The sequence below is a fragment of the Stenotrophomonas sp. PD6 genome, from assembly GCF_049199305.1.
Lineage (GTDB): Bacteria > Pseudomonadota > Gammaproteobacteria > Xanthomonadales > Xanthomonadaceae > Stenotrophomonas.
In genome coordinates, this window is record NZ_JBLZQD010000002.1 from 49,818 (window position 1) to 75,833 (window position 26,016).

General features: G+C 62.2%; 22 protein-coding genes and 1 pseudogene. 17 read left to right on the forward strand and 6 right to left on the reverse strand.

Annotation, left to right across the window (positions count from 1 at the left end; genetic code table 11):
* The first annotated feature begins 195 nt into the window (after window positions 1-195).
* From ACOZHM_RS03230 to ACOZHM_RS03250, 5 genes are all read left to right on the forward strand, one after another.
* Window positions 196-453, forward strand: a complete 258-nt coding sequence (locus ACOZHM_RS03230; RefSeq protein ID WP_421567519.1) for a hypothetical protein — start codon at window positions 196-198, stop codon at window positions 451-453.
* Between the two features lie 265 nt (window positions 454-718).
* Window positions 719-1,624 carry a 30S ribosomal protein S6--L-glutamate ligase gene (rimK, locus tag ACOZHM_RS03235; RefSeq protein WP_421567520.1) on the forward strand — a complete coding sequence of 302 codons (906 nt, stop codon included), beginning with the start codon at window positions 719-721 and terminating at the stop codon, window positions 1,622-1,624.
* Between the two features lie 233 nt (window positions 1,625-1,857).
* Window positions 1,858-2,331: a hypothetical protein gene (locus ACOZHM_RS03240; RefSeq protein WP_421567521.1), complete on the forward strand. Its 474-nt coding sequence runs from the start codon at window positions 1,858-1,860 to the stop codon at window positions 2,329-2,331.
* Window positions 2,332-2,460: 129 nt separating this feature from the next.
* Window positions 2,461-3,138 (forward strand): response regulator transcription factor, encoded by a 678-nt coding sequence (locus ACOZHM_RS03245; protein WP_421567522.1) that lies wholly within the window; start codon window positions 2,461-2,463, stop codon window positions 3,136-3,138.
* On the forward strand, window positions 3,101-4,468 hold the full coding sequence (locus ACOZHM_RS03250) for a sensor histidine kinase (protein WP_421567523.1): 1,368 nt from the start codon (window positions 3,101-3,103) through the stop codon (window positions 4,466-4,468). The genes ACOZHM_RS03245 and ACOZHM_RS03250 overlap by 38 nt, the downstream gene beginning before the upstream one ends.
* A gap of 119 nt (window positions 4,469-4,587) precedes the next feature.
* Here the strand turns inward: ACOZHM_RS03250 and coaE are convergent, their stop codons facing one another.
* Genes coaE through ACOZHM_RS03265 form a run of 3 tightly spaced genes read right to left on the reverse strand, consistent with a single transcriptional unit; the run spans window position 4,588 to window position 7,337 of the window.
* Window positions 4,588-5,196: a dephospho-CoA kinase gene (coaE, locus tag ACOZHM_RS03255; protein WP_421567524.1), complete on the reverse strand. Its 609-nt coding sequence runs from the start codon at window positions 5,194-5,196 to the stop codon at window positions 4,588-4,590.
* Window positions 5,197-5,206: 10 nt separating this feature from the next.
* Window positions 5,207-6,070 carry a prepilin peptidase gene (locus tag ACOZHM_RS03260; RefSeq protein WP_421567525.1) on the reverse strand — a complete coding sequence of 288 codons (864 nt, stop codon included), beginning with the start codon at window positions 6,068-6,070 and terminating at the stop codon, window positions 5,207-5,209.
* Between the two features lie 7 nt (window positions 6,071-6,077).
* Window positions 6,078-7,337 (reverse strand): type II secretion system F family protein, encoded by a 1,260-nt coding sequence (locus tag ACOZHM_RS03265; RefSeq protein ID WP_421567526.1) that lies wholly within the window; start codon window positions 7,335-7,337, stop codon window positions 6,078-6,080.
* A gap of 359 nt (window positions 7,338-7,696) precedes the next feature.
* Here ACOZHM_RS03265 and ACOZHM_RS03270 point away from each other — a divergent pair, with 359 nt between their 5' ends.
* The 6 genes and pseudogenes from ACOZHM_RS03270 (at window position 7,697) to ACOZHM_RS03295 (ending at window position 16,810) form a co-directional block, all read left to right on the forward strand.
* Entirely contained in the window at window positions 7,697-8,113 is a 417-nt protein-coding gene (locus tag ACOZHM_RS03270; RefSeq protein WP_421567527.1) for a pilin, read from the forward strand.
* 224 nt (window positions 8,114-8,337) lie between these two features.
* Entirely contained in the window at window positions 8,338-10,062 is a 1,725-nt protein-coding gene (gene pilB, locus ACOZHM_RS03275) for a type IV-A pilus assembly ATPase PilB (protein ID WP_421567528.1), read from the forward strand.
* 112 nt (window positions 10,063-10,174) lie between these two features.
* Window positions 10,175-10,432 (forward strand): annotated as a pseudogene (locus tag ACOZHM_RS03280) (ATP-binding protein); the annotation flags it as partial.
* A gap of 397 nt (window positions 10,433-10,829) precedes the next feature.
* Window positions 10,830-15,380, forward strand: a complete 4,551-nt coding sequence (locus ACOZHM_RS03285; protein ID WP_421567529.1) for an RHS repeat-associated core domain-containing protein — start codon at window positions 10,830-10,832, stop codon at window positions 15,378-15,380.
* A 6-nt stretch (window positions 15,381-15,386) separates the two neighbouring features.
* A complete protein-coding gene (locus ACOZHM_RS03290) occupies window positions 15,387-15,761 on the forward strand; it encodes a DUF6869 domain-containing protein (RefSeq protein WP_421567530.1) in 375 nt (124 codons plus the stop codon).
* A gap of 599 nt (window positions 15,762-16,360) precedes the next feature.
* Entirely contained in the window at window positions 16,361-16,810 is a 450-nt protein-coding gene (locus ACOZHM_RS03295; RefSeq protein WP_421567531.1) for a hypothetical protein, read from the forward strand.
* A 638-nt stretch (window positions 16,811-17,448) separates the two neighbouring features.
* On the opposite strand, the gene ACOZHM_RS03300 is transcribed toward ACOZHM_RS03295, so the two are convergent.
* Entirely contained in the window at window positions 17,449-17,997 is a 549-nt protein-coding gene (locus tag ACOZHM_RS03300; RefSeq protein ID WP_421567532.1) for a SymE family type I addiction module toxin, read from the reverse strand.
* A 647-nt stretch (window positions 17,998-18,644) separates the two neighbouring features.
* On the opposite strand from ACOZHM_RS03300, the gene ACOZHM_RS03305 reads away from it, so the two are divergent.
* The 5 genes from ACOZHM_RS03305 (at window position 18,645) to ACOZHM_RS03325 (ending at window position 20,682) form a co-directional block, all read left to right on the forward strand.
* Window positions 18,645-19,100: a hypothetical protein gene (locus ACOZHM_RS03305; protein ID WP_421567533.1), complete on the forward strand. Its 456-nt coding sequence runs from the start codon at window positions 18,645-18,647 to the stop codon at window positions 19,098-19,100.
* Between the two features lie 143 nt (window positions 19,101-19,243).
* On the forward strand, window positions 19,244-19,693 hold the full coding sequence (locus ACOZHM_RS03310) for a tetratricopeptide repeat protein (RefSeq protein ID WP_421567534.1): 450 nt from the start codon (window positions 19,244-19,246) through the stop codon (window positions 19,691-19,693).
* Window positions 19,686-20,015, forward strand: coding sequence for a hypothetical protein (locus tag ACOZHM_RS03315; RefSeq protein WP_421567535.1), 330 nt, complete (start codon window positions 19,686-19,688; stop codon window positions 20,013-20,015). The genes ACOZHM_RS03310 and ACOZHM_RS03315 overlap by 8 nt, the downstream gene beginning before the upstream one ends.
* Complete coding sequence (locus tag ACOZHM_RS03320) at window positions 20,012-20,428, forward strand: hypothetical protein (RefSeq protein ID WP_421567536.1); 417 nt, start codon at window positions 20,012-20,014, stop codon at window positions 20,426-20,428. The genes ACOZHM_RS03315 and ACOZHM_RS03320 overlap by 4 nt, the downstream gene beginning before the upstream one ends.
* A 26-nt stretch (window positions 20,429-20,454) precedes the next feature.
* Window positions 20,455-20,682, forward strand: a complete 228-nt coding sequence (locus tag ACOZHM_RS03325) for a hypothetical protein (protein WP_421567537.1) — start codon at window positions 20,455-20,457, stop codon at window positions 20,680-20,682.
* A 754-nt stretch (window positions 20,683-21,436) separates the two neighbouring features.
* Here ACOZHM_RS03325 and ACOZHM_RS03330 read toward each other — a convergent pair.
* Both ACOZHM_RS03330 and ACOZHM_RS03335 read right to left on the reverse strand, forming a co-directional pair.
* Window positions 21,437-22,822: a sigma-54-dependent transcriptional regulator gene (locus ACOZHM_RS03330; protein WP_421567538.1), complete on the reverse strand. Its 1,386-nt coding sequence runs from the start codon at window positions 22,820-22,822 to the stop codon at window positions 21,437-21,439.
* Between the two features lie 64 nt (window positions 22,823-22,886).
* A complete protein-coding gene (locus tag ACOZHM_RS03335) occupies window positions 22,887-24,500 on the reverse strand; it encodes a sensor histidine kinase (RefSeq protein WP_421567539.1) in 1,614 nt (537 codons plus the stop codon).
* A 332-nt stretch (window positions 24,501-24,832) separates the two neighbouring features.
* Between ACOZHM_RS03335 and sucC the strand changes: the two genes are divergently transcribed.
* Window positions 24,833-26,002, forward strand: a complete 1,170-nt coding sequence (gene sucC / locus ACOZHM_RS03340) for an ADP-forming succinate--CoA ligase subunit beta (RefSeq protein ID WP_421567540.1) — start codon at window positions 24,833-24,835, stop codon at window positions 26,000-26,002.
* Window positions 26,003-26,016 lie beyond the last annotated feature (14 nt).

A 26,016-nucleotide genomic window follows, 5' to 3' on the forward strand; every position in this document is an offset into this window, starting at 1 on the left:
CATGGTCACAAGACCCCATCTCGGCCACGAGATCGCGGCGCTGGCCGACAGCCTGCTACAGCGCAATATGTCCCAAGAGTAGGCCTGCTGTCGATTCGCCGTCTCCGCCCACAAATGATTCGCGCATGTCGGGTTTCCCTCTCGATCTCCTCGGCGTGGTCGGCCACCCTGTCGACGAAGGTCTGGAGAAGAGTGATGACTGCAAAGAAACGGCTTGGCGCTTTCATACGGGGGTTCTGCTCCGTGATCGAACTGCAGCCGACGTTGTCGCGCAAGGCGGCAAGAGACGCGATCATCAATGCGCAGTCCAACAACTTGCATGACATTTGGTCGCAGGTGGGTGACCTGCTCAGGGAGGCGCAGAGTGAGTTCTCAGGGAAGAAAACGGCGCAATCGAGCTATCAATCAGGTCGATTCGACCACCGCAACGAAACCCACCGCGAGCAAACCTGACTCCCTGCGGGACGAGAGCAACGCGTTCGCGCTGCTCGTTGTGACCGCGCACATGGGAGCAGATTGGCGAGTCAGTACGGGTTTGGGAGCAGCTGCGGTCGGACTGCTGGTCGTGCCGTTCCTTCGCAAGGCGAGGTAGGTAGTTCCACAGCCTGACGGGGATGGCGCAGCGGTCGGTTCGGCCTGTGAGGTCTGGCGCTGAGCCGTCATCCACGCGTACAGGCCGCGCGCTATGCTTCGCGCTTTCCCCCCCCTGTACACGCCGATGAAACTGGCCATCCTTTCCCGCAACAGCAAGCTGTACTCCACGCGGCGGCTGGTCGACGCGGCACGCTCTCGCGGGCATACCGTGCGCGTGCTCGACCCCCTGCGCTGTTACATGCGCATCGCCGCCGACGGGTTCACGATGCACTACAAGGGGCGGCCGATCACCGGCGTGGACGCGGTCATCCCGCGCATCGGCGCCTCCGTCACCCGCTATGGCACTGCCGTGCTGCGCCAGTTCGAGATGATGGGCGCCATTACCCCCAACCCCTCCGACGCCATCCTGCGGGCGCGCGACAAGCTGCGCGCGCACCAGATCCTGGCCTCCAAGGGCATCGACATGCCGGTGACCGTGTTCGGCGACAACCCGGACGACACCGTGGACCTGCTGTCCATGCTCGGCCCGCCGCCGCACGTGGTGAAGCTCAACGAAGGCACCCAGGGGCGGGGGGTGATCCTGACCGAGAAGGCCAGCGCCTCCCGAGGCATCGTCGAAGCCCTGCGCGGGCTGTACGCCAACTTCCTGATGCAGGAGTTCATTGGCGAGGCGCAGGGCGCCGACCTGCGCTGCCTGGTGGTTGGCGACCAGGTGGTGGCCGCCATGCAGCGACAGGCGCCCGAGGGGGACTTCCGTTCCAACCTGCACGCCGGCGGCAGCGCCCGCGGCGCCAAGGCCAGCCGGGCCGAGCAGCAGGTGGCCGTACGCTCGGCCAAGGCCTTGGGCTTGGGTATCGCCGGGGTGGACCTGATCCGCTCCAGCCGCGGCCCGCTGGTGCTGGAGGTCAACTCGACCCCGGGGCTGGAAGGCATCGAGGGGATCAGTCAGGACGATCTGGCGGGGCGCATCATCGAGCACGTCGCAGCTCAGGTGGTTCTGGCAAAAAAGCCTGCAAAATCAAAGCATTAAAATTTTCATTGGAGGAGGTGTCCGGTTTTAACACCGGTTTAATCGCCCCCCGCGTAGGCTTCAACGAACCGCAGCTCTGCCCTCCTCAGCAGATAACGGCAATCGGGAATGACTTCAGGCCCGGGTGGGCGACCACCCGGGCCTTTTTACGCCCTGCCGTTGGTCACGTTGTCTTGGCGGCGGTTGCGCCTTAAATTGAACACTTCGTTCATGGAAGGATGGAGGTAAAGCAGATGTATCGTATTGGCTCGATCGTGTTGATGTTGGCGCTGGCAGGCTCGGCGCATGCCTTGGCCGCAACCAGCAAGGATGCCGTACAGATGGGTGGCGCAAAGCCGGTTTCCGAGCAGATCCGCGAAGTTGAGCTGGCGCTGGCCGGCGAGAAGTACAGTGAAGTATCACTTGCAGACAAAAGCGCGGTTCAGGCCTCGCTCAACCAGATCCGCACCCAGATGGGTGATCACGAGCGCGTTGAGCAGCTTTCGCCTCCGGCGCAGGTCGCGATCTTCAACGAGCAGGAGAAGATCAACACGATCCTGACCCGTGCCCACGCGGACAGCCGCCTGGTCTGCCGGCGCGAAAAAACCGTTGGCAGCAATATGACCAGCAACAACTGCATGACGGTTGCCCAGCGCCGCAAGGCGCAGGATGCGGCGCGCAAAAACATGATGGAAGGGAATCGCTCGCAGTTGAAGCCGCTGGACTGACCCGGCCTTCACGCCTTGGGACGAGTACAAAATGTTAAGACGGGCACCTGTATCGTTCATTGGTTGACCATGGTCCCCCGCGCCGCACCGGCGCCGGGGGCACTGTCTTAATCCGAACCCGAGGTTCCAGTGCGAATTCTTGTAATTGAAGACAACAGCGACATCGCCGCCAACCTGGGCGACTACCTCGAAGAACGCGGGCATACCGTGGACTTCGCCGCCGACGGCGTGACCGGCCTCCACCTGGCGGTGGTGCACGAGTTCGACGCGATCGTGCTGGACCTTAATCTGCCGGGCATGGATGGCATCGAGGTCTGCCGCAAGCTTCGCAATGAAGCGCGCAAGCAGACCCCGGTGCTGATGCTGACCGCACGGGATTCGCTGGACAACAAACTGGCCGGTTTCGATTCCGGTGCCGACGACTACCTGATCAAGCCGTTCGCGCTGCAGGAAGTCGAGGTCCGACTGAACGCCCTGTCGCGCCGCGGCAAGGGCGTGCAGACGCGGGTGCTGCAAACCGGCGACCTGGAATACAACCTGGACACCCTGGAGGTTCGCCGCCAGGGCAAGCTGCTGCAGCTCAACCCCACCGCCCTGAAGATCCTGCAGGCGCTGATGGAAGCTGCACCGGCCGTGGTCACCCGCCAGGAGCTGGAAACCCGCGTGTGGGGTGAAGAGCTGCCCGATTCCGACTCGCTGCGCGTGCATATCCATGGCCTGCGCGCCATGGTCGACAAGCCGTTCGAGGTACCGCTCATCCAGACCCGTCATGGCATCGGATACCGCATCGCCGCCCCGGAAGCCTGATCCGGTGAAGGCCAGGGGGGAGCAACGCCGCGGGCCATACCGGCGGCGGTTGCGCAGCCGCATCATCGTGTCGTTCGTGCTGTTGGGCTTCTGCCTGACGGCACTGTTTGCCTTCGCCACCAACTTGGCCCGCGCCCGCGTGGAAAACCAGTTGGTCGAAGATGTGATGAATCGCAACATCGATGAGTACGCCCATCGGTATGCCGCCGACCCGACGCGCAATCCGGACCTGCCGGTGCAGCAGATGCGTGCGCGCATCGTCCGGGCAGACAAGTTCGATGCGCTTCGGCAGGAAGAGCCGGACTGGTACGAGTTCCGCGATGGCATCCACAGCCTGAGTGGCGTGGATGAGCGCGGCAACGCCTTCTCCTACAAGTTGGCCGTCCGAAAAACCCCTGATGCCTGGTTCTTTCTCGCCTACGACATGACCGAGAGCCTGCGCGGCGAAGGGCAGCTCAACCGCGCGCTGTTCTTCTCTGTGCTGCTGTTCAGTGCGTTGTCGCTGGTTTTGGGCTGGTGGTCGGCTTCTAAGGTCATGAAGCCCGTCTCGGACCTGGCTGCTCGGCTGCGCGCGTACCGTGGTGGTAACAGCGATCCGGAGCCGCTTGCCCCGCGCTTCCCCGACGATGAGGTCGGGCAGCTCGCCCAGGCGCTGGACGATTACTCGGCCCGGCTCACCGAAGTGGTGCAGCGCGACCGCGAGTTCAACGCAGACGTCAGCCACGAACTGCGCACCCCGCTGGCGGTGATCCGTGGCGCCACCGAGCTGTTGCTGACCCGTCCGGACCTGGACCCGAAGGTGTTGCAGCGCCTGCAGCGCATCCAGCGTGCCGAACAGCAGTGCACCGATCTGATCGGCTCGCTGTTGTTGTTGTCGCGCAACGAGCGCGGGCAGGGCAGCAGCAACGTGGCGCGGGTGGCAGAGCAGCTGTTGGACTCGCACCGCGCGCAGCTGGGCGGCAAGCCGCTGGAGCTGGTGCTGGAAGGGGATCGCGAGCTGGTCATCGACGCACCCGAATCGGCCTTGTCGGTGGCGCTGGGCAATCTGATCGGCAATGCCGTGAAGTATTCGCAGGAGGGTTCGGTGCGGGTGCTGGTCACCGGCAACCGGGTCGAGGTCATCGACAGCGGCCCGGGCCTGAGCGAAGAGGACGCGGCCAAGTTGTTCCAGCGCGGGTACCGCGGCACCCATGCGGGCCACTCGCAGGGCGGCGGCATTGGTTTGTCGATCGTGAGCCGGTTGTGCGACCTGTACGGCTGGCAGGTGAGTGTGCGCCCGGGTGAAACGCGTGGCGTAGTGGCGACCCTGACGTTCTCACCAGCGGGCTGACGAACCACCATCCCTCGCGTAGAGCCACCCCATGGGTGGCTGCGCGGTCCGAACGGTAGAGCCACCCCATGGGTGGCTGAGCACGGTCTCCGCGAGGATCAGCCACCCATGGGGTGGCTCTACCCCGCCAGCGCCCGGTAGGCCTGATCCAACCGCTCCACCTCGGCCTGCAGATGATCCGGGTGGCCATCATTGCGCACCACATCGTCGGCCAGTGCGAGCCGCTGCTCGCGGCTGGCCTGTGCGGCAATCATCCGGTCGGCCAGCGCGGCATCAATGCCATCGCGCTGCATCAGCCGGGCGTGCTGCACCGCCACTGGCACGTCCACCACCAGAATGCGGTCCAGCCAGGGGTACTGCTGGCGTCCACCGGCTTCGGCCAGCAGCGGAATCGCGGCCACCGCATACGGGCCCGGCGCCTGCTCGCAGGTCTGCCGCAGCAGCTGGCGGATGGCCGGGTGGGTGATGGCTTCCAGCGCCTGCCGCTCCTGGGCGGAGGCGAAGATGCGTTCGCGCAGCTGGGCGCGGTCCAGCTGGCCGTCGGCCAGCAGGATCTCGGAACCAAAGTGGGCCACGATCCGCGCCAGGCCCTCGCTGCCGGGTGCCACCACCGCGCGTGCGGCCAAATCGGCGTCGGCGACGGTGATGCCCAGCGCCTCGAAGCGGCGGCTGACTTCGCTCTTGCCGGCGGCCACGCCGCCGGTCAACCCAATCACGAACTGGCGCATCGCCGTGCCCTCAGCGCAGGCCGGACATTCTCAGGTAGGCATTGATCAACGGCTCGCCCCACATGAACACGATCCAGCCAGCAACGGCCAGGTAGGGTCCAAACGGGATGGGGGTGGCGCGGTCGCGCCCCCGCGAATACAGCCAGATCGAGCCGATGATGGCGCCAACCACCGACGACAGCAGAATGATGGGCAGAATGCCCTTCAACCCACACCAGGCGCCCAGCGCGGCCAACAGCTTGAAATCGCCGTGGCCAATGCCTTCCTTGCCGGTGATCTGCTTGAACAGCCACCATACCGACCACAGCAGCAGATAGCCGGCAATGGCGCCCAGCAGGGCAGGCTTGGCCGGCATGTACAGGTTGTCGATGCTGCCTATCAGCCCCAGCCACATCAGCGGCAGGGTGAGCTGGTCCGGAAGCAGCTGCGTGCGCAGGTCAATGCCCGACAGGGCGACCAGGAAACAGCTCAGCACGATGGCGCCAAAGCCCTGCCAGCCGAAGCCGAACTGCCATACGCCGGCGACCACCAGAACTGAGGTGATCAGCTCCACCAGCGGATACTGGATCGAAATCGGCGCATGGCAATGGCGGCATTTGCCGCGCAGCGCCAGCCAGCTGAACAGCGGAATGTTCTCGTACCAGGACAGCTTGTGCTTGCAGTGCGGGCAGTGCGAGGGCTCGACCACGATCCCGGGCGGTGGCGGCTCATAGATATCGGGCAGCTCCAACACCTCCCGCGCGTCGCGCTTCCATTGCCATTCAAGCCGCTTGGGCAGGCGCAGGATGACGACGTTGAGGAAGCTGCCGATCAACAGCCCCAGTGCGGCCGCGGCTGGATAGCCGAGGCCGGGATGCTGGTCTAGAAATGCCATGGTTACCTTAGCCGACGACGGCGCCGAGTTTGAAGATGGGCAGGTACATGCCGATCACCATGCCGCCAACGATGGTACCAATGAACACCATGATCATCGGTTCCAGCAGGCTGCTCAGGGCGTCCACGGCATTGTTGACCTCCTGCTCATAGTACTCGGCCACCTTGAACAGCATGGTATCGAGCGCGCCGGCCTCTTCGCCGATGGCCGTCATCTGGATGACCATGTGCGGGAACAGGTTGATCTGCTTCATGGCCATGTTGACCGGGTAACCGACCGACACGTCATCGCGCATGCGAAGCACGCCTTCTTCGTACACCTTGTTGCCGGTGGCGCCGGCCACGATGCCCAGGGCCTCCACCAGCGGCACGCCGGCCTTGAAGGTCACGGCCGTGGTGCGGGCGAAGCGAGCGATGGCGCTGTTGTTCATGATCTCGCCGATGACGGGCACCTTCAGGATCCAGCGATCCAGAGTGTGCTGCATCTTTGGTGAGCGTTTGTAGGCGAACAGGAGTCCGAAGATCGTGCCACCGATAATCAGCGCTATCAACCACCAATAGGACACGGTGAATCGTGAGAGTCCAACGATCATCTGGGTGAAGGCCGGCAGCTCCGCGCCAAAGCCCGAGAACACCTCTTCAAACTGGGGTACCACGAAGATCAGGAGGATCGCGCTCACGATGAGCGCGACGGCGACCACCATGGCGGGGTAGAACAGCGCTTTCTTGATCTTGCCCTTCAGGGCTTCGATGTTCTCTTTATAGGTAGCCACCGTATCAAGCACGGTCTCCAGCACACCTGCGCCTTCGCCAGCCCGCACCAGGTTGCGGTACAGCTCGTCGAACTGTACCGGGTACTTGCTGATGGCCTCATAGAGAGACGAGCCGCCCTCGATATCGGTACGGATCCCGCCCACAAGCTTCTTCATGCGCGGGTTCTTGTGCCCGCTGCCAATGATTTCCAAGGCGCTTACGATCGGAACACCGGATTTCATCATGGTCGCCATCTGGCGACTGAAGAACGAAATGTCTTTCGGGCCAACAGCCTTGCCGGCTGCCCCGAACAAGGGCTTGGGCTTGGGCTTGACCACGCCGGGCATGATCCCCTGGCGGCGCAGCTCGGCGCGCAGCATGTTGGCGTTCTTCGCCGTCTGCTCGCCTTTCATCTTCACACCACGCTTGTCCACCCCCTCCCAGACAAACGGTTGCAGCTCCATGGTGCTTCGCGCCACGGGCTCTTTCTTGATTGCACTACGGCTGACAGACATACAGGGCTCCCCAGCCGCGCCATCCCCAGGCGGGCTTCTCCGCCGAATGGTAGCCGGTTCCGGGCCGGAGTGGCATCCCTCTTGCACGGCAATCCGTGACCTGGGTCCAGTACCGGTGCCGTCACAAGGTGACGCGGTGCGTCACAATGCAGGTTATGTCGCAATTTGCTGTGCGGGGGGTTCCAATCCTGAAGATTGCTGCCATCATTGCGCCGGGGAAATGCTGGGGAGCATTGCTGGACCACTTGGCACGCAACCTGCTATCAACCACCCGCACGGGCGTTTGCCTTGCTCAGCCGGTCCGCCGGCCAGGCTTCGTACCGGTGTTCGCTTATTACCTACCTCTAGGGGATGTACTCATGAAGAAGCAGCAGGGCTTTACCCTCATCGAACTGATGATCGTTGTCGCGATCATCGCCATCCTGGCCGCCATTGCACTGCCGGCTTACCAGGACTACACCATCCGTTCGCGCGTCTCGGAAATGGCCGTGCTGGCTTCGGGTGCCAAGGCCACCATCGGCGAAAACATCGCCAATGAAAACGCCATCAATGCCAATGCTTGCAGCGGCGTTGCCGTGTTCACCACCGCGACCAAGAACACTGCTTCGCTGGCTTGCGCCAATGGCGTCGTCACCGCGACCGGTACCGCCAAGGCCTCCGGTGTGGTGCTGACCTACACCCCGACCCTGGTCGACGCCGGCATCAACTGGGCCTGCACCTCGGCCAGCCCGGCCAAGTACCTGCCGGCCGAGTGCCGCCCGGCGGCCGGCCCGTAACTTTTCGGGACTAGTGTCTGGGCTTCTGGCCCCTACATTGCTCGATAAGTGCTGAAGAGGGTCCTGCAAATGCAGGGCCCTCTTTGCATTGGAGGAAGGGAAGGCCTTGAGGGTCGGCAAGACTGCGCGGCACTCGCGCCCTTTCGAGCTCTAAACCGGCCAGCGGATGGTGCAAGAATGCCGCTGCTGATATACCTTTTAGCCAAGTCTGCGAAGGGATCACTGTGAACGCTCAAACGGCCAATTTAGTCGGGATCACCGGCATCGCTCGGCGCCTGGTCCAGGATGGGGCCCTTGATGAAGCCGCTGCGCGGGATGCGATGGCCAAGGCGGCCGCAGCCAAGCAGCCGCTACCGCAGTATTTTGCTGAGAAAAGGCTGGTCACCTCCGCGCAGTTGGCAGCCGCCAATGCGCTGGAGTTCGGGATGCCGCTGCTGGACGTATCGGTCTTCGACCCGAACCAGAGCGCCATCAGCCTGGTCAGCGAGGAACTGCTGCGCAAACACCATGTGCTGCCGCTGTTCAAGCGCGGCGGCAAGTTGTTTGTCGGCACCAGCGACCCGACGCATTCTCTGGATGAGATCAAATTCCACACCAATCTGGTGGTCGAGCCAATCCTGGTCGATGAAGAACAGATCAAGCGTACGCTGGAACAGTGGCAGTCCAAGCACGACACCCTCGGCGGCTCGCTGGGCGGTGACGACGAAGGCATGGGCGACCTGGAGGTTTCCACTGGCGACGAAGAAGGGGGGGCGAACGAGTCCGGCCACGACGCGAAGGGTGACGACACCCCGGTGGTCAAGTTCGTCAACAAAGTGCTGGTTGATGCGATCCGCAAGGGCGCCTCGGACATTCACTTCGAGCCCTACGAAGACGACTATCGCGTGCGCTTCCGCATCGATGGCCTGCTCAAGAACGTGGCGAAGGCGCCAGTAAAGCTCAGTCAGCGGATTGCCGCACGTCTGAAGGTGATGTCCCAGCTCGACATTGCCGAGAAGCGCGTCCCGCAGGACGGGCGAATCAAGCTCAACCTTTCCAAGTCCAAACAGATCGACTTCCGCGTCAGCACCTTGCCGACGCTGTTCGGTGAGAAGGTCGTGCTGCGTATCCTCGACGGCAGTGCTGCCAAGCTCGGCATCGACAAGCTGGGCTATGAGCCCGAACAGCAGCGGTTGTTCCTGGAGGCCATCCACAAGCCTTACGGCATGGTGCTGGTCACCGGCCCAACTGGCTCGGGTAAAACGGTCTCGCTGTACACCGCGCTGGGCATCCTCAACGATGAGACCCGCAACATCTCCACGGCCGAAGACCCGGTCGAAATTCGTTTGCCGGGTGTGAACCAGGTCCAGCAGAACGTGAAGCGCGGCATGACCTTTGCCGCTGCGCTGCGCTCGTTCCTGCGACAGGACCCGGACATCATCATGGTCGGCGAAATCCGCGATCTTGAGACCGCCGAAATCGCGATCAAGGCCGCGCAGACCGGTCACATGGTGCTGTCCACGCTGCACACGAATGACGGCCCGCAGACCATTGCGCGTCTGATGAACATGGGCATCGCGCCGTTCAACATCACCAGCTCGGTGACCCTGGTCATCGCCCAGCGTCTGGCGCGCCGGTTGTGCAACAACTGCAAGCGCCCGGTGGACCTGCCGGCCAATGCGCTGCTGGCCGAAGGTTTCACGCAGGCCCAGCTGGATGCAGGCATCACGCTGTACGAGCCTGTCGGCTGCGAAGAGTGCACCGAAGGCTACAAGGGCCGAACCGGTATCTACCAGGTGATGCCGATGAGCGAAGAAATCTCGGTCATCGTGCTGGCCGGTGGCAATGCCATCCAGATCGCCGAAGCGGCCCAGCGGGCGGGGGTCAATGACCTGCGGCAGTCTGCGCTGGTGAAGGCGGCGGCAGGCACTACCAGTCTGGCGGAGATCAATCGCGTTACCAAGGATTGATTGGCGCCAATCTGGCGCGAAACGTGAAGAGTGTACCGAGAGTAACAAGGGCCAAACCGGCACCTGCCAGATGATGCCGATGAGCGAAGAAATTCCGGTCATAGTGCTGGCCGTCGGCAATGCCACCCAGATCGCCGAAGCGGCACAGTGGGCGGGTGTCATCGACAGCGGCCCGGGTCTCAGTGAAGAGGACGCGGCCAAGCTGTTCCCGCGCGGCTATCGCGGCACCCACGCCGGCCACTCACATGGCGGCCGCATCGGCCTGTCGATCATCGGCCGCTTGTGCGACCTATACGGCCGACAGGTGTATGTACGCCCGGGCCAAGCGCGTGGCGTGGTGGCAACCCTGACGTACTCGCCTGCGGGCTGACGGACCACCTCGTGGCCACGCGGACCATCTTACCCGCGTAGCGACACGCCATGCGTGTCCCACAAAATGCCTGACGCAGTCCTGGCGACGATGAAGGCGCCGGGTAAGGCCCTGGTGGCAGGTCTGCGCACCGCACAGAAGGAGCTGGTCCTATTCGCGTCAGGCTCCGTGAACTGGATCGCACTTCGTGCCAATTCCGACGTCGGGCATTTACAAACCCGCACCGACCCGTGCAATGATCCACCCCAACGTCTGCAACGGCGTTAACGGATAGCGGTACCGGGGAAGCACCGCGAAAAAATGGACTTTGCATATGAGATCCGCGCTCATCAGTAGTGCTTGGCCATCCTTGGTCGCTGCCTGCACACGCCTGCATGACACACTTCGTTCCCTGTCGATGAGCGCGGTGCTGATTATTTGTGGGGCAATTGGGATCCCATCGACAGCGCTGGCTGATCCTCCTCAAGTGTGGAACGCCAGCGAATCCACAGTGAATTATCCTAGCCAGAACGCCGCGCTGGCTGCGATACATGCCCGGGGCGGCCGATACGCCTTGGCTCAGGAAGTCCAGATTGTATCGGGCACCGCTACGAGACTACAGTTTCACTACTCGGCAAGGCCTCGTCCCCCCATCGTGGGTGAGTGGCAGTACACGGGGAATGGCGTTGAGCCTGGCCCGGTTGCCTCGGCCGAGCAGGCAGCTCAACTGACGCTTGCCAATTTCAAGTTGAAGTATCCGGAATGCGGATTCCAGTCCATTGAAGTTGTAGAGGACTGGAAGAATTTTTCGGATGCGTACGGCATGTCCAGTACTCAAACTCGCATCCTGAAAATGGATGCAACCTCCCCAAACTTTTGCAGTAGGACATTCACTGTCCAGCATTGGAAGAAGCGGGCGATCGAATGTCCCAAGATGCTGGGGTGGGATGGCAAGCAGTGCGTCAGCGGAATCATCGCAAGCGTATATGGCAGCCCGATTCCGTGTGATCAATGCGATCTGCGGGGTAACCCTGTAAGCGTTGTAAGTGGAAGCAAAGTCCAGAGGGAGGTGGACGTTGATCTGGAATGGTTCCAGCTCTACCGAACGTTCGATTCTTCCTTCAGGATGCTCGGTGGCATCGGCGGGAACTGGACGCACAATCTGAATGTGCGTCTGTACAGCGCGAGCGGAGGAGGTATTGCGGTTGTTGTCTTCCCGAGTGGAAGCATCTTGGGCTTTAGCGGCCTTGAGGCAATCGATGGATCTGGCGTCGTCATTAAGAAGGACGGCAGCGGCCATGTCCTTTTCCTGAAAGATGGAAGGTATCGCTTCAACAGCAGCGGCCGCCTGAACCGCATCGAGCGGTACGCGGGCGACGCCTTGGACATCGAGTTCGATGGCCTGGGACGCATCTCCCGCGTCGTGCATTCAACCGGGCGAAGTCTAGAGTTCGGCTACGCCGACGACTACGCGTACGGCGAATCCGAACTGGCCTTCGTGAAAGATCAGGATGGCATCCTGGTGACGTATTCGTTCGATGATCTTTCGCGGCTGACCGGGGTCGCCTATCGTGACGGAACCTCACGTCACTACCTGTATGAAGATGCCAAGTACAGGTGGCTGCTCACGGGAGTTGAAGACGAGACCGGTGCCCGTTACGCCACCTATGCCTACAATGATGACGGGCTCGCCGTTGCCTCCGAGCATGCAGGCGGGGTGCAGAAGCACACGTTCCAATATGGATCCGACGGCGCAACTACCTATACGAATCCGCTGGGTGTCGTAGAGCGGGTAGCTTTCACGCCTGCAACCCCGTACCGCAAGATCGCCTCCAGCACCACGCTGGCCGGCACCGAGTCGTGGGAGTACGCTCCATACTCGGGGACGGGTTCCGACTTCCGTCGCCGCGTGAAGTCCCACACGCAGCGCAACGGCCGCATTGATCTTTACGCCTACCAGGACCTTACCGACCCCGTGCTGGGCGACGTGCGCATCAAGCGGGTCACGGAAGCCAGCAACCGCCCCGAAGCAAACGTTACCGAAGTATGGAAGCGGCGCGATACCAACCAGATCGTCAAGCAGGTCAGTGGTGCGCGCACGCAGACCTGGCAGTACAACGCCCGCGGGCAGGTCATTCAGGAGTCCACGGTTACGACGGCTGGGCAGAGTCGCACCACTACCTACAGCTACTGCGACCAGATCAACGTGCAGCAGGGTTGCCCGGTCGTGGGGCTGCTGTTGTCGGTGGATGGCCCTATGCCAGGCACCGCAGATACGGTCAGCTACACCTACTACGCTGAAGACGCGCCCGGATGCGCCTCTGGCGGTAATGCCTGCACCTACAGGAAGGGCGATCTGAGGAAGACCGTCCAGCCGCTCGGAAGCACCACGGAGGTGCTGGCCTACAACGGAGACGGCCGCCCTCATCTGGTAATGGACCCCAATGGGGTAGTCACCGAGTACCGCTACACGCCGCGCGGGTGGCTGGCATCCACGACAGTGAAGGGCCCAGACGACGCATCGTCTGCAGATGATCGGGTCACGTCAATGGAGTACCTGCCCACCGGCCAGGTAAGCCGCACAACGGCGCCCGACCGAACCGTGGCTACCTACGAATACGACGCCGCGCAACGTCTCATCAAGGTGGGCGATGGCGCAGGCAACAGCATCCACTACACCCTGGACGCTGCGGGCAACCGCGTGCATGAGTCCTATCGCGGCTCGGATGGCGCAGTGACGCGTGCGGAATCCCGCGTCTACAACGGCTTGAGCCAGCTCGTTACCCTCGCCGACGCATACGCCAATCCGACCGACTATGGCTATGACGCCGAGGGAAACCAGGTCTCCGCTACCTCGCCCTTGGGCAAGGTCAGCCAGCAGGAGTACGACTCACTCAACCGGCTCAAGCGGACCCTGCAGGATGTGGGCGGCATTGGAGCAGAGTCGCGCTTCAAGTACGACACCGAAGGCAATGTGGTTGAGGTCACCGATCCCAAGGGATTGAAGACCACCTATGCCCGCAACGGGTTCGGGCAGGTGCTCACCCAGACCAGCCCAGATACCGGCATCACCACCTTCACGTACGACACAGCAGGCAACGTGCTGACCCGAACGGACGCGCGCGGGGTGAGTGCGAACTACAGCTACGACGCGCTGGGCCGCACGACGGCCGTGACGTTCAGCGATCCTGCGGCCGACATCCACTACGTCTACGACCAGCCATCCAGCCACTGCGCCCAAGGGGAGCGGGCGGGCATCGGTCGTCTTGCCAGCATGATCGATTCAAGCGGGCGTACGGACTATTGCTACAGCGCAATCGGTGATCTGGTCCGGCGTGTCCAGGTGGTAGAGGGCCAGGCGCTGACGCTGCGCTACGCCTACGAGGCGTCGGGCCGGCTTCAGTCGATGACTTACCCGGATGGCAGCCTGGTCGATTACAGCTACGACGCGCTGGGGCAGGTGAGCAGCCTGGGTGTCACCCCCGCCGGCGGCACCCGGGAGGTGCTGATGCATGGGCTGCAGACGCTGCCCTTCGGCCCGGAAAAGACCTGGACGTTTGGCAACGGCCGACGCCTGGACCGCAGCTACGACCTGAACTATCGGCCACAGTCGATCAACGACGCGCGCGATGGATTGAACGTTGGGTTCGGGTTCGATCCGGCGGGCAACATCACCTCGCTGACCGACGGCGGCCCGCATGGGCAGGGCGCGACCCTGGACTACGACGCACTGGGCCGCCTGACCGCGTTCAAGGACGCGCAGACCGGCGTGGCCATCGAGCAGTACACCTACGACGCCACTGGCAACCGGCTGTCGTTTGGCAACTCGGCCGGGGTGCAGGCCTACGTTTACCCGGCCGGTAGTCACCGGCTGATGTCTGTGGATGGTGTTGATCGCACGTACGACGCGATGGGTAACACCCTGACGATCGGCGGCGACTGGCAGTACGTCTATGACCTTGCCGGCCGGCTTGGAAGTGCGACCAAAGCAGGTTCCGCGCAGGCCAGCTATCGCCACAACGCGGCGGGGCAGCGTGTTCTGCAGCAGGTGGGTACTGACACGACCCTGCACCTGCATGGCGAGGGCGGGGAGTGGTTGGGTAGCTACGGTGAAAGCGGTGTCCCTGCCCAGCAGGTTGTATGGCTCGGTTCCAGGCCCGTTGGTCTGATTGAGGCGGGCAAGGTGCTCTACATCGAGTCAGATCACCTGGGCTCGCCGCGGGCAGTGATTGATCCGCAGCGGGATGTGGCGGTGTGGCGCTGGAGCTTGCTGGGAGAGGCATATGGCAATGGGTTGCCTGCTGATGATGCCGATCAGGATGGAATTCCTCAGTCGTTTGACCTTCGCTTCCCCGGTCAGCGCTACGACTCTAAAAGCGGCCTAAGCTACAACTACTACCGGGACTATGACGCAAGAACAGGTCGATACGTTCAGAGTGATCCTATTGGGCTGGAAGGAGGGGTGGCAACTTTCGCCTACGCAGGCTCCAATCCAATCATCAATTTGGATCCGTCAGGGCTGAGCACGCTCTCGATGTGCGCCCGTCCCGAGAATGTTCTGGCTTGTGCAGCTGCGGGCATTGGTTCATCTGGAAGCGCTGGAACGTCCTCATCCGGCCTGGGTGCAGCCGGGGTCGCAGCTGCGGCATCGCTGGCGAGAGATAGCGCAAAGACTCAGGATGACTGCCCCGTACAGAATAAGTGTGAAAAAATCTACGCGACGATCAGGACCATCCTAGCAGTCGTGAAGAAAAGGTATTGGGATATGCGCCAGGATGGCATGGACCTGTTCACTACTCGGCCAACCGGAAAGATGTCATGGGCGGGGCACCAGCAACAGTTCCGGTCATGGCAGGTGAACCTTCGTGGATACCTTGAGGTGGCAGACTCTATGAACTGCAGAGGTTATCCTTCCGACGCTTGGGAGTGGGCAACAAAGCCTGTCCCTAACCAGCCTGCTCCGAGGTAGTCGTTGATGGAATTTTCGAGCCGCAAAGCTTTAGCCAAATCTTGGATCGAATTGCAAGGTGCCCCTGATGATTCTGCTCTGCAACGCGAATCCCAATGGTCCGCTCTTGAGCTCAATATGCTATGTATTGAGGAGCCTGAGCAGGCATGGGAGCTGGTTGTGGAGATATTTGAATCGAGCTCCGATCCATGGGTCTTTGAGAACTTGGGGGCTGGTCCTTTAGAGGCCTTATTGAGCTTGCATGGCCCATCCACGCTGAAAGCCATAGAGTCATACACGTCGAAAAGCAGTGATTTTTTGGGTGTTGTTGCCCATGTATGGCTAAATGCCCTGCCGTCTGATGTCGCCAAACGCTTGGCGGCCCTTGGTAGTAGAGGTTGAGTGCTTGCACGACCCGTTCGACCAACTCTGTGACACGGGACATTTTCGGCTGAATTGAGTTTCGCGACATCGCAGCGCCAACTCCGGCAAGTGGCGCTGCGAACGAAGCCGCGGAATAGTCGGCGGCGCTAAGACTGTCGTCGTGAGCCTCACGGCCGGAAGGCCCTCCTCCACTAACCATGAGGTGGCGATGTCCAGGATCTTGCGATGGGTGGCATTCGTACCGTCAGCCCTACTAAGTTTTGTAGCAGTCTTCATGCTGCTGGGATCACTTCGAGGATTGTTGTTGCGCTTTTGCCCGGCCGGCAGCCTGGACCATGAGTGGACCACGGATCTGTCCCGGTCCGGCCACGAAGTGGGCGGGTTAACCTGTTCTGCCGCGTGGTTTCCAGGTGCCGAGATGGCCTTGCTGGTATTTGCGTTCTCTGCTGCGGTTGCTGCGGCTGGATGCGTGGCAGCATGGGTGGCGCCCAGCAAGAAGCTGGCTTGCGGGCTGTCCTCAGCCGCTCTGGTCACTCTGTGTATGTATCTGCTTTCCCGCATTTCTTGACAGAGTTGCGTTTCTGCGCCGCCAGTGCCCCAAACCAGAGTGTCCTGTCATGCAGCTCTTCTCAGACGAATGGTATCGATCCGAATGGAGGAAGTTGGGATTTCACTATGAGCGGGATGATGATTCCAAGCAGTGGACGGTGACGGGGTCCAAGGAAGGCGTGCGTTCGTTGGCTGCCGCCATCCGTACCTATGCCACTGATTGTGGGAATGACTGGCTATCCTGTCACCGCAATCTCGGTCCACACGCCTACCTGGAGATTGGTACGTGGAGTTCGGCAATCATTGATGACCACTGGATTGCGGGGCGTTTGACTGACCTGCTCGGCCTTGCGGCCTACATTGAGGAATGGATTGGGACATCGAAGGTGGGTGACGGCCTCTCTGTCAGGTCGTTCTTCAGTCCGGAATCTCCGTATGACCTTTGGCTGAGGGTGGGGCGCGACGACTTCGATCCGTCATCGCTGGACACATCGCTAGTGACGCTATTGCGTTGCTAGCAACTGCTTCTGAATGTCGATACGGGCGGTGCCGCGCTCGGAGATGTGGTCCACTGATACGGCAGCTACTATCCTAGATTCGGTCCGATAGAGTGTGTAGAACAACTGGTTCAATTCGGCCGATGAGCAGGTACATCCAGGGGGATTTCTAGTGGGCTATTTCAAACGACTCGCTGTCGGGTGGCTTGGTGGCTTCACCGTGCTCATGCTTTACACCCTTGCGTCTCAACCATGGTCGGCAGTGACCGGTGAAGTCTTCGCTCTATTGCTTCTTACATCATCTGGGTGCGCACTGATCGCAGCCGCTTTGTCAGCTGCCGTGATTCGGGTGAACCTATGGGCCATGATGCTGCTTGCTCAGGTGATCACCATCCTGATCGTTGGATGGGTCTGGCATAGGTGATCGGTTACAGCGGGTATGATTGATCAAGGATGCCGCATCTTTGGCGAAGTTATTTCGTCTCACGCGCACTGCCTCTGCGGGGACTATGTAAGCGTTGCGCGTTACAGCTTGTGGCGTCGCGTCGGCATGGCAACTGGACGTTCGTAAATTTGTAGCCTTTCCGTATCGATGTGCCTTGCTTCGTGCGATTCATGTCCCCAACCCAACAGGCTCGGGGCATAAATCATGAATGCGATCAGAATATTGGTCGGTGCTTATGCTGCAGTTCCAGCCATAACCTCTGCGAGGTGTGGCAGAACGGTCCCAGGCGTTGAGCGAGATCCAGGTCCACGTCGTGGTCGCCGGCGAGGAAGCATTCGGCGAAGTCCTGCGACACGCCGATGGCGTGGGCGAAGTCTAAGGTGGAGGCGCCCATGGGGGCGAGGATCTTTTCGCGCACCAGCCAGCCGGGATGGTCATGCTCTACGTGGTCGCCAGGCTTCGTGCGGGCAAGCTTAGCAATATGTCTTTCGAACTCGCTGGAGTGACGTTGTTGCGTTGAACTGGGGAAGTCGACCAAAGTGATCACAAGTTGGCCGACAGTTGCTTCAACGCTTACGCTTGCCCCGACTTTGAAGCCTGCGTTCTCCAGCCAGTGGCCGTGTACCGATAGGCAGGGCGCGGTGCCACCGCCGAAGGTGTCCATCCATGCGTATGTGTGCGCGCGTACTGTGTAGTGGCGCGGTCGTGCGGAAGTCGGTAGGTGGACTTCGGGGAAGAGTGGGGTGTTGCGTGCCGAGCGCATGGGAAGCCTCCATGGGGAAAATCTCCCTTGCCGGTAGGGCAAGGGAGCCGGGAGGTTCGAATCCGCGATCGGTCATACGGCGGGCGTATTTCCCCGGATGAGGGGTCTTGTATTAGCCACCCTCCCGACATGGGACGTCCATAACTTTGACCGATCTTGGAGATTCGAAGCTCCGTAACCCACCATGCGCGATGGGGGGGGAGGCGGCCAATCGATTGTGTCTGTTGGTTCTGTAGGGTTCTGTAGGCATTGACCATATGGTGTCGCGACCGGCGCGGGTTGGGGCGATAGTGCGACGGCGGTGCGGTTTTGTTGGGGCGTTGGCGTCAGATGGTCTGATGGTCCGTTTGACACGCATGGCGTGTCACTACGCTGGGAGCGCTACGCAAGTGACCCGTCGCGACACGCCACGCGTGTCCATCGCGATGCCACGCGCAGGCGAAACGTAGCCACACGCAGCGCGTGCGCAACGGCATACCGTGAGCCGTTGCGAGATGGTTGCGGTCCCGAGGTGAGCCCCTTCCCTACGTCGTGCCGCGGGGCGTCCCCCTCGCTCTGGAAGTCGTATGCTTCGCTCCTGCGGGCGTGCCATCTCGAAGGCATGGGCATGCTTGAATGAGCGGATGGGCTTCTGAAGGGATGCGGAGATGAAAGACGTAACGGATCAGATGCAGCGATTCAAGGAAGCAAGCCGCCATATCTGGAATTCCTACCTGATGCCTGGCGAGGGTGTCCTGGACATAGCGGTGGAGGATTCTTTCCTCCATATCGAGCGAGAGCTGTTGCGCAGCATAGTGCTTGAAGGGAGTGTTGCGGCAGACCAATACGGGCGCTCCGCCATTAGCGGCCTTATCGTGAAGCCAAAGCCCGTATACCGGGAGGTGCCGGTCCAGTTTGCCAGTGCGGTGTCCGACGGAAACACCTATTGGTGCGGGGAGGAACGGGTTGCTGCTGAAGATCTTCCCATGCTTGAGTTCGTGGATTTCTTCGACTGGATGCACTACGGGTACATTGACTACGCCATTGTTCGCGCGGCCGAATGCGGCTCTGGGCGGCGGGTGTTGATCCAGGCCATGTACTGTGATTTTTGGTGGGGTGGCTGATGCGTGGCGGGCATCACGATGGTGATGGTGGAGCGGAGTTGCTGATGGCTGGCCAAGCCGATGCAGGTCAACAAAGAATGACGAGCTAATCTCATATGACTGGTCTGCCAACGGAAGTAACTGCTGAGTATGATCGTCTCCTCATGGAGAACGACTGGGGTGGCGTACAACTGCTGCTTTCGCCGCTGGTACAGTCCAGAGATGCTGAAGGGTTATACCTATGGTCCATGTCGAGCCTGCCAGATGAGGGCGAGGAGGCATATGAGGCGCGCCATCTCAATCTGGTGAGCGAGGCGGCAGAGGCGGGCTATGCCCCGGCGCAGTTCACCCGAGGGATGTACTACTTGTTCGGAGACATGGGGCCATTGGATCCGGAGCGCGCCGCGAGGTGCTTCGCCGCTGGTTCCAGTCAAGGATATCCTTCCGCCCAGTATGAGTATGGACTCGCATTGCTGCGTGGGGTGGGCGTTGGCACCGACAAGGTCGAAGCGATGCGCTTGATCCAAGCTGCCGCCGCGGCTGGCAATGAGACGGCGCAGGACTTCTTGCAGATCAACCTAGGAAGCGGACATACAACAGATGGAAATGAATGAGCTGGTGCCATATCTCGTCTACATTCTTCTTGCCAGCATAGTCATTCGCACATGCGCGGTGTTTCTCGCGCGCCGAGCTGTGGAGAAGACCGCCGGCGAAGAAGTGCTCGCCAAGCTGCCGCTGTTGGCTTCCAGAAGTATCGGCGATTCGCAGGACACCTTTTATGCGTGCATCCTTGCGCTCCAAAGTGGGTCTGCACGCAGGCCGGCGACGTGCGCTGCTCTTGTGTACATGTGCCTGTTGGCCGCGTTCGTTGCGGTGCTGTTGATGATGGCCTTCCTGGGTATCATCGCCATCGTGCAGCACGGGGCAGGGAGATGATTGCGGATCAAGATGCGGAGAAAGAGGTTTCCAGCACTGAATGGGCAGGGCTGATCGCGTTCTTGCGGGCGTTGTGTTTCATCAATGAGCGCGGGAAAGTGCAGGCACCAGACGTACACGTCAAGTATGCCCAGGACGAGGAGATATACCTGCACTGGACCCCGGGACGACAGTCGGACATCGAAGCGAATGGGCTTCGTGATCCCGGTTTTGGTCCTGGACCGGTGTACTACGCTGATCTGGACCTGGCCGAGGTCAGGCTGAGTGATTGGGTAGCGCAGAAAGGCGGCCGCGGAATACGACCTGAGTTGTATCAGTCTGCTGAGTTGATTCTGACCATGGCGTCTTGTGGAGCAACGTTAGATTTCGACCCCTACGTTCATTGGCCAACGTCTTCAAGGCGCGCGATGTGATCACAACGTCCCTGAGGAGCAGCGATATGAAGTATGAAGATGGAACTGAGGTGCTGCTCCACGATCAGGTGGATCTGGGTGGGGGGATCACCGGATTGGTTGTCGCGGTGTTTGATGCCGGCATGTACACCCCCGATTACCTGGAGGAGCATTGGGGTCATCTGGGGCAAGGCGCGCTGGTGAAATCGCCCCAGATGGGGCTGGTGCATTTCCCGTGTCCCGATGTTGATTTCACGCTCATTCGGCGCGGTTGAGGTGCTTTTAGGTCTGGTTGGCCTGGGGACGTCCGTCAATGCTGCCACGCAGGGCGTGGCTCTACGGGGTGCGGCAGCGGCTGATGGGAGAGGGCCTCATGGAGATCATGATGCAGCGGTTTGTGCGTGTGTTCGGTACGGTGCTGGGGCTCCTGTGGAGCGCGTACGGTGTCGCTGTGGCGATTGGCATGGCTGTTTGGCCCGTAGTTTGCCGCACGGACTGTCAGTTCAATGAGTCGCTGAAACTGCTATTGGGGGAGGTTGCTGCCAGCCGTTTGATCGGCGGGGTGTGGTTTGCGTGCGGAATTGTGTTTGTCGTTTTTATCAATTTGCAGCGACGGCCGGGTTCCAAGGGTGGTGTTTCGAGTAGGAAGCGAGGCAGGCGCAGGTAGCGCTTCTCGCGCTTGCATGGATCGGGTATGCCTGGACGCGTGTGGATGGCCGCAGCCACGCAGGGCGTGGCTCTACGGGCGGGTGATGCGCCGTTTTCCATATGAGGCATGCTGTCGCGTTGCGTGCGATGGAGGGTTTGCATGGGACACGCATGGCGTGTCTCTACGCGGGCGGTGACGTACACGTGACCGGTAGCGACACGCCATGCGTGTCCATCGCAATGCCGGGCGATGCCGGTGCGGTTGGCGGCCGTTGGATTGGGGGTGTTGCGTTGTTACGTGGCAGCCACGCAGGGCGTGGCTCTACGAACGGGTGATTCGTCGTTTCTTGCGCGGGACACGCATGGCGGCGGCGATGCCGCTTAATCCATTCCCAGCTTTTTCAGCTTGTACCGCAACGCCCGGAACGTGATACCCAGCTGCGCCGCAGTGCGCGTCTTGTTCCAGCGGTTCTCTTCCAGCGCCTTCTGGATCGCGGTGCGCTCCATCTGCTCGATATACGAAGGCAGCGCGCCATTCCCCGCCGGCAGGTCCACCACCGCTTCTTCATGCGGTGCCACGGGCGCGCCGCCATGGCGGGGCACACCCTGCTGCGGCAGGCGCAGGTCGGTGGCGCCAATGGTGTCGCCCTCGGCCAAGGCCAGTGCACGCTCCAGGATGTTCTCCAGTTCGCGCACGTTGCCCGGGAAGTGATAGGTGCCCAATGCCTCCAGCGCCGACGGCGCCAGCAGCGGGGTGGGGCGGCCGTGCGTCTTCGCCAGCCGCGCCAGGATCGAGGCGGCCAGTTGCGGCAGGTCGCTGCGGCGCTCGCGCAGCGGCGGCACGCGCAGTTCGATGACGTTGATGCGGTAGTACAGGTCGTGGCGGAAGCGGCCGTCTTCGACCAGCTCGGCCAGGTCCTTGTGGGTGGCCGAGAGGATACGCACATCCACCGCTACTTCGGCCGACGCGCCCACCGGGCGGATCGACTTTTCCTGGATCGCGCGCAGCAGCTTCACCTGCATCTGCAGCGGCAGTTCGGCCACTTCGTCCAGGAACAGGGTGCCGCCATGCGCGGCCTGGAACAGGCCCGGCTTGTCGGCGTGGGCGCCGCTGAAGCTGCCCTTCTTGTGCCCGAAGAATTCGCTCTCCATCAGTTCCGACGGAATGGCGCCGCAGTTCACCGGGACGAAGGTGCCGGCCGCGCGCGCGCTCTGGTCGTGGATGGTGCGGGCGACCAGTTCCTTGCCCACGCCCGATTCGCCCAGGATGTACACCGGCGCCTGGCTGCGCGCGACCTTGGTGATGGTGTTGCGCAGCACGTCCATGGCCGCCGAATCGCCGAGCAGGCGCGCGGTGGCGTCGCTGGTCAGCGGTGGCGGGGCCGGGCGCTCGGTGTTGTTGAGCTCCAGCGCATGCTTGACCAGGCCGCGCAGCACGGAGATGTCCACCGGCTTGCTGACGAAGTCGAACGCGCCGGCCTTCAATGCTTCCACCGCCAGGTCCATGCTGCCGAACGCGGTGATCATGGCCACCGGGGTGCGCGGGTAGTGCTGGGCGATTTCGGTGACCAGCTCGATGCCGTTGCCGTCGGGCAGCCGCATGTCGGTGATGCACAGGTCGTAGGGGTTGCTGGCCAGCAGTTCGCGGGCCTCTGCGAGGTTGGCCGCAGTGCTGATCCGCAGGCCCATGCGGCCCAGGGTCAGTACCAGCAGTTCGCGGATGTCGCGTTCGTCGTCGACGACGAGGGCGCTGCGGTTTTCGTTCATATGGGGGAAAGATAGCCGAGTGCGGTTGATAACGACAAACATTTGACGCAAGCAGCGTAACGCGTCATTGCGGCAACATGGTGTGCGGGCCGGGCAGGAGCAGCCGGAAGCAGGCGCCACCGGCCGGGACGGACACATATTCCAGGTTGGCCTGGTTGGCCTTGCACAGCTCGCGGGCGATATACAGGCCCAGCCCGGTGCCGTGCTCGGAGGTGGTGAAGAACGGGCGGAACAGCTGTTCGGCCACCTTTTCGGGAATGCCCGGGCCGCGGTCCATCACGTCGATCACCGCCGAGCGGTCCTGGCGCGCCACACGCAGGCGTACGCGGGCCGGGTCCTGCCCGGTGCGGCCGTACTTGAGGGCGTTGTGGACCAGCACGGTGAGGATCTGATGCAGGTGGCGCGGGTCCACCAGGCCATGCACCGAGGACTCGCTGATGATCGGCTCGATGCTGTCCGTTTCCAGGGTGAGGCTCTGCTTGTACTCCAGCACGAAGCGGCGCACGAAGGCGGCCAGGTCCAGGTTCTCGGGGTTGGCGCGCTCGCGCCGGGCCAGGCCCAGCACGCTTTCGACGATGCCGTTGGTGCGTTGGCACTGCTGGTGGATGATCTGCAGCAGGCGGCGGTCGGTGTCGCCGATGGCGGTGGATTCTTCCAGCAGCTGGGCGGCGTAGTTGATGGCCGCCAGTGGGTTGCGGATCTCGTGGGCCAGGCTGGCCGAGAAGCGGCCCATGGCCGAGAGGGTGAGCGACTCGGCCCGGCGCGAGACCACGCTGGAATCGTCCAGGAACACCAGGGTGAGGTCGCTGCCGGCCAGCAGGCGGGCGAAGCGCGGCTGCACTTCGGGCTGGTCGGGCGAGAGCTGCAGCGGGGTTTCTTCGTTGTTCCAGCCGTTGCGCCAGCGCTGCAGGCGGCGGCTCAGGTCGGGCGAGGCGCTGCCCAGTTCCAGCAGGCCGCTGCCGCTGTTGCCATCGTTGTCGCCGATCAGGGTGGAGGCGGCCTCGTTGGCCAGGGTGATGCGGTTGGCGGCGTCCACCACCAGCACGCCGGTGCGCATGCGGCGGATGATGAGTTCGTTGATCTCGAACAGGTTGGCCACTTCGTCGCCGCGCTGGTTGGCCAGCTGCTGGTTGCGGCGGGCGCGGTTGCCGACCTGGTAGCTGACGAAGGCCAGGGCCAGGAAGCTGGTGATGAACATGGCCAGCTCGGCCAGGGTGCGGTTGGGCGCGCCGGTTTCGAGCAGGTTCCAGACGTACTCGCCGGCGATGGCGACCCCGGCGGTGAGCGCCAGGCCCATCCCCATCGACAGCGGCAGCAGGGTGGCGGCGGCGGCGATGTTGAACAGCAGGGCCATCGACAGGCCGGCGCTGGCGCCGGGCAGGGCGTGGGCCAGCAGGACCGTGGCCACGATGTCCACCAGCACGCTGATCACCACGATGGGCCGCAGCCAGCGGTCGTTGCGCCCCGCAATCAGGATCAGCAGGGCTAGCAGTAGGTAAGCCCCGCTGACCACGGCGGCCAGCCGTGGGTGGCTGGATTCGCCCACCATCGCGCTCAACGGGCTGAACAGCAGGGCGGCGATGACCGCAGCGATCAGGACCCGGTACAGGGCAAAGAAGTACAGCTCCCGCTTCGGCATGGACTCGATGCGGTCAATCAACGAAGCACTGGGTGACACGCCGGAACTCCCCTTCTGGCTGCCTGGGTGATGAAACCGGGCAAGGCCCGGCTCTACCGACTGAAGCGCCGGGCTCTGCCCGGCTGCTCTTCACGTAGGGCCGTGCTCTGCCCGGCTGCTCTTCCGCAGTATAGGCCCCCAAACCGCGCAATCTGCCCATTCCCGACCGGCCCCCGGCCGGGTCCCCGGGCCGCAACTGTCTGAATGACGGTGAAAAACTCCCTGCCTTCACGCCCCGGGTCCCGTTTCTTTGCGCCACGCCGCCGCCTCGTCCACAATAGTGGGCCCGCCGCGGTCCGTGCGTGCGGTCGTTCCTATTCCCACGGTGACGCATGAATTTCCACGAATACCAGTCAAAACAGCTGCTTGCCGAGTACGGCATTCCCGTCCCGGCCGGCAAGGTCGCGGCAACCCCCGATGAAGCCGTCGCCGCTGCCACCTCCCTGGGCCAGGGCCCCTGGATGGTGAAGGCGCAGATCCATGCGGGCGGTCGCGGCAAGGCTGGCGGCGTCAAGTTCTGCAAGACCACCGACGACGTGAAGGCCGCTGCGGCCAAGATGCTCGGCACCAAGATGGCCACCTACCAGACCGCAGGCGTCGAGCTGCCGGTCAACCTGGTGCTGGTGACCACCGCCGGTGAGATCGTCAAGGAACTGTACCTCTCGGTGCTGGTCGACCGTGGCACCAAGACCATCACCTACATCGCCTCTTCGGAAGGCGGCGTGGAGATCGAGCAGGTTGCCGCTGAAACCCCGGAGCTGATCCACTCGCTCAACGTCGACTTCGTCGAAGGCGTGCAGGGTTACCACGGCCGTGATTTCGGCTTCAAGCTGGGCCTGACCGCCAAGCAGGCCGGCCAGTTCGCCAACATCATGGTGAACCTGTACAAGCTGTTCAACGAAAAGGACCTGGCGCTGGTTGAAATCAACCCGCTTGCCATTCTGGACGACGGCAACCTGTACGCGCTGGACGGCAAGTTCGACAGCGACGACAACGCCGCGTTCCGCCAGAAGGCCCTGGTCGCCATGCGCGACAAGACCCAGGAAGATCCGACCGAAGTGATCGCTTCGGAACTGGACATCAACTACGTCACCATGGACGGCAACATCGGCTGCATGGTCAACGGCGCCGGTCTGGCCATGGCCACCATGGACGTCATCAAGCTCAACGGCGGCGAGCCGGCGAACTTCCTGGACGTGGGCGGCGGTGCGAACAAGCAGCGCGTCATCGAAGCGTTCAAGCTGATCCTGTCCTCGGACAAGGTCGAAGGCATCTTCGTCAACATCTTCGGCGGCATCGTCCGCTGCGACATGATTGCCGAAGGCATCATCGCCGCTGTGAAGGAAGTGGGCGTCAAGGTTCCGGTCGTGGTGCGCCTGGAAGGCACCAACGTGGAAGAAGGCAAGCAGCTGCTGCGTGACAGCGGCATGGCCATCATCCCGGCCGACAACATCAACGACGGTGCCAAGAAGGTCGTTGAAGCTGTCAAGAACGCCGCCTGATCCGACACCGAAGG

Bases quoted from the DNA above. Each gene is read 5' to 3' on its own strand.
- ACOZHM_RS03230 (WP_421567519.1), top strand. From the start codon at position 196: ATGACTGCAAAGAAACGGCTTGGCGCTTTCATACGGGGGTTCTGCTCC.
- rimK (WP_421567520.1), top strand. From the start codon at position 719: ATGAAACTGGCCATCCTTTCCCGCAACAGCAAGCTGTACTCCACGCGG.
- ACOZHM_RS03240 (WP_421567521.1), top strand. From the start codon at position 1,858: ATGTATCGTATTGGCTCGATCGTGTTGATGTTGGCGCTGGCAGGCTCG.
- ACOZHM_RS03250 (WP_421567523.1), top strand. From the start codon at position 3,101: ATGGCATCGGATACCGCATCGCCGCCCCGGAAGCCTGATCCGGTGAAG.
- coaE (WP_421567524.1), bottom strand. From the start codon at position 5,196: ATGCGCCAGTTCGTGATTGGGTTGACCGGCGGCGTGGCCGCCGGCAAG.
- ACOZHM_RS03260 (WP_421567525.1), bottom strand. From the start codon at position 6,070: ATGGCATTTCTAGACCAGCATCCCGGCCTCGGCTATCCAGCCGCGGCC.
- ACOZHM_RS03265 (WP_421567526.1), bottom strand. From the start codon at position 7,337: ATGTCTGTCAGCCGTAGTGCAATCAAGAAAGAGCCCGTGGCGCGAAGC.
- ACOZHM_RS03270 (WP_421567527.1), top strand. From the start codon at position 7,697: ATGAAGAAGCAGCAGGGCTTTACCCTCATCGAACTGATGATCGTTGTC.
- ACOZHM_RS03285 (WP_421567529.1), top strand. From the start codon at position 10,830: ATGAGCGCGGTGCTGATTATTTGTGGGGCAATTGGGATCCCATCGACA.
- ACOZHM_RS03290 (WP_421567530.1), top strand. From the start codon at position 15,387: ATGGAATTTTCGAGCCGCAAAGCTTTAGCCAAATCTTGGATCGAATTG.
- ACOZHM_RS03295 (WP_421567531.1), top strand. From the start codon at position 16,361: ATGCAGCTCTTCTCAGACGAATGGTATCGATCCGAATGGAGGAAGTTG.
- ACOZHM_RS03300 (WP_421567532.1), bottom strand. From the start codon at position 17,997: ATGCGCTCGGCACGCAACACCCCACTCTTCCCCGAAGTCCACCTACCG.
- ACOZHM_RS03305 (WP_421567533.1), top strand. From the start codon at position 18,645: ATGAAAGACGTAACGGATCAGATGCAGCGATTCAAGGAAGCAAGCCGC.
- ACOZHM_RS03310 (WP_421567534.1), top strand. From the start codon at position 19,244: ATGGAGAACGACTGGGGTGGCGTACAACTGCTGCTTTCGCCGCTGGTA.
- ACOZHM_RS03315 (WP_421567535.1), top strand. From the start codon at position 19,686: ATGAATGAGCTGGTGCCATATCTCGTCTACATTCTTCTTGCCAGCATA.
- ACOZHM_RS03320 (WP_421567536.1), top strand. From the start codon at position 20,012: ATGATTGCGGATCAAGATGCGGAGAAAGAGGTTTCCAGCACTGAATGG.
- ACOZHM_RS03325 (WP_421567537.1), top strand. From the start codon at position 20,455: ATGAAGTATGAAGATGGAACTGAGGTGCTGCTCCACGATCAGGTGGAT.
- ACOZHM_RS03330 (WP_421567538.1), bottom strand. From the start codon at position 22,822: ATGAACGAAAACCGCAGCGCCCTCGTCGTCGACGACGAACGCGACATC.
- sucC (WP_421567540.1), top strand. From the start codon at position 24,833: ATGAATTTCCACGAATACCAGTCAAAACAGCTGCTTGCCGAGTACGGC.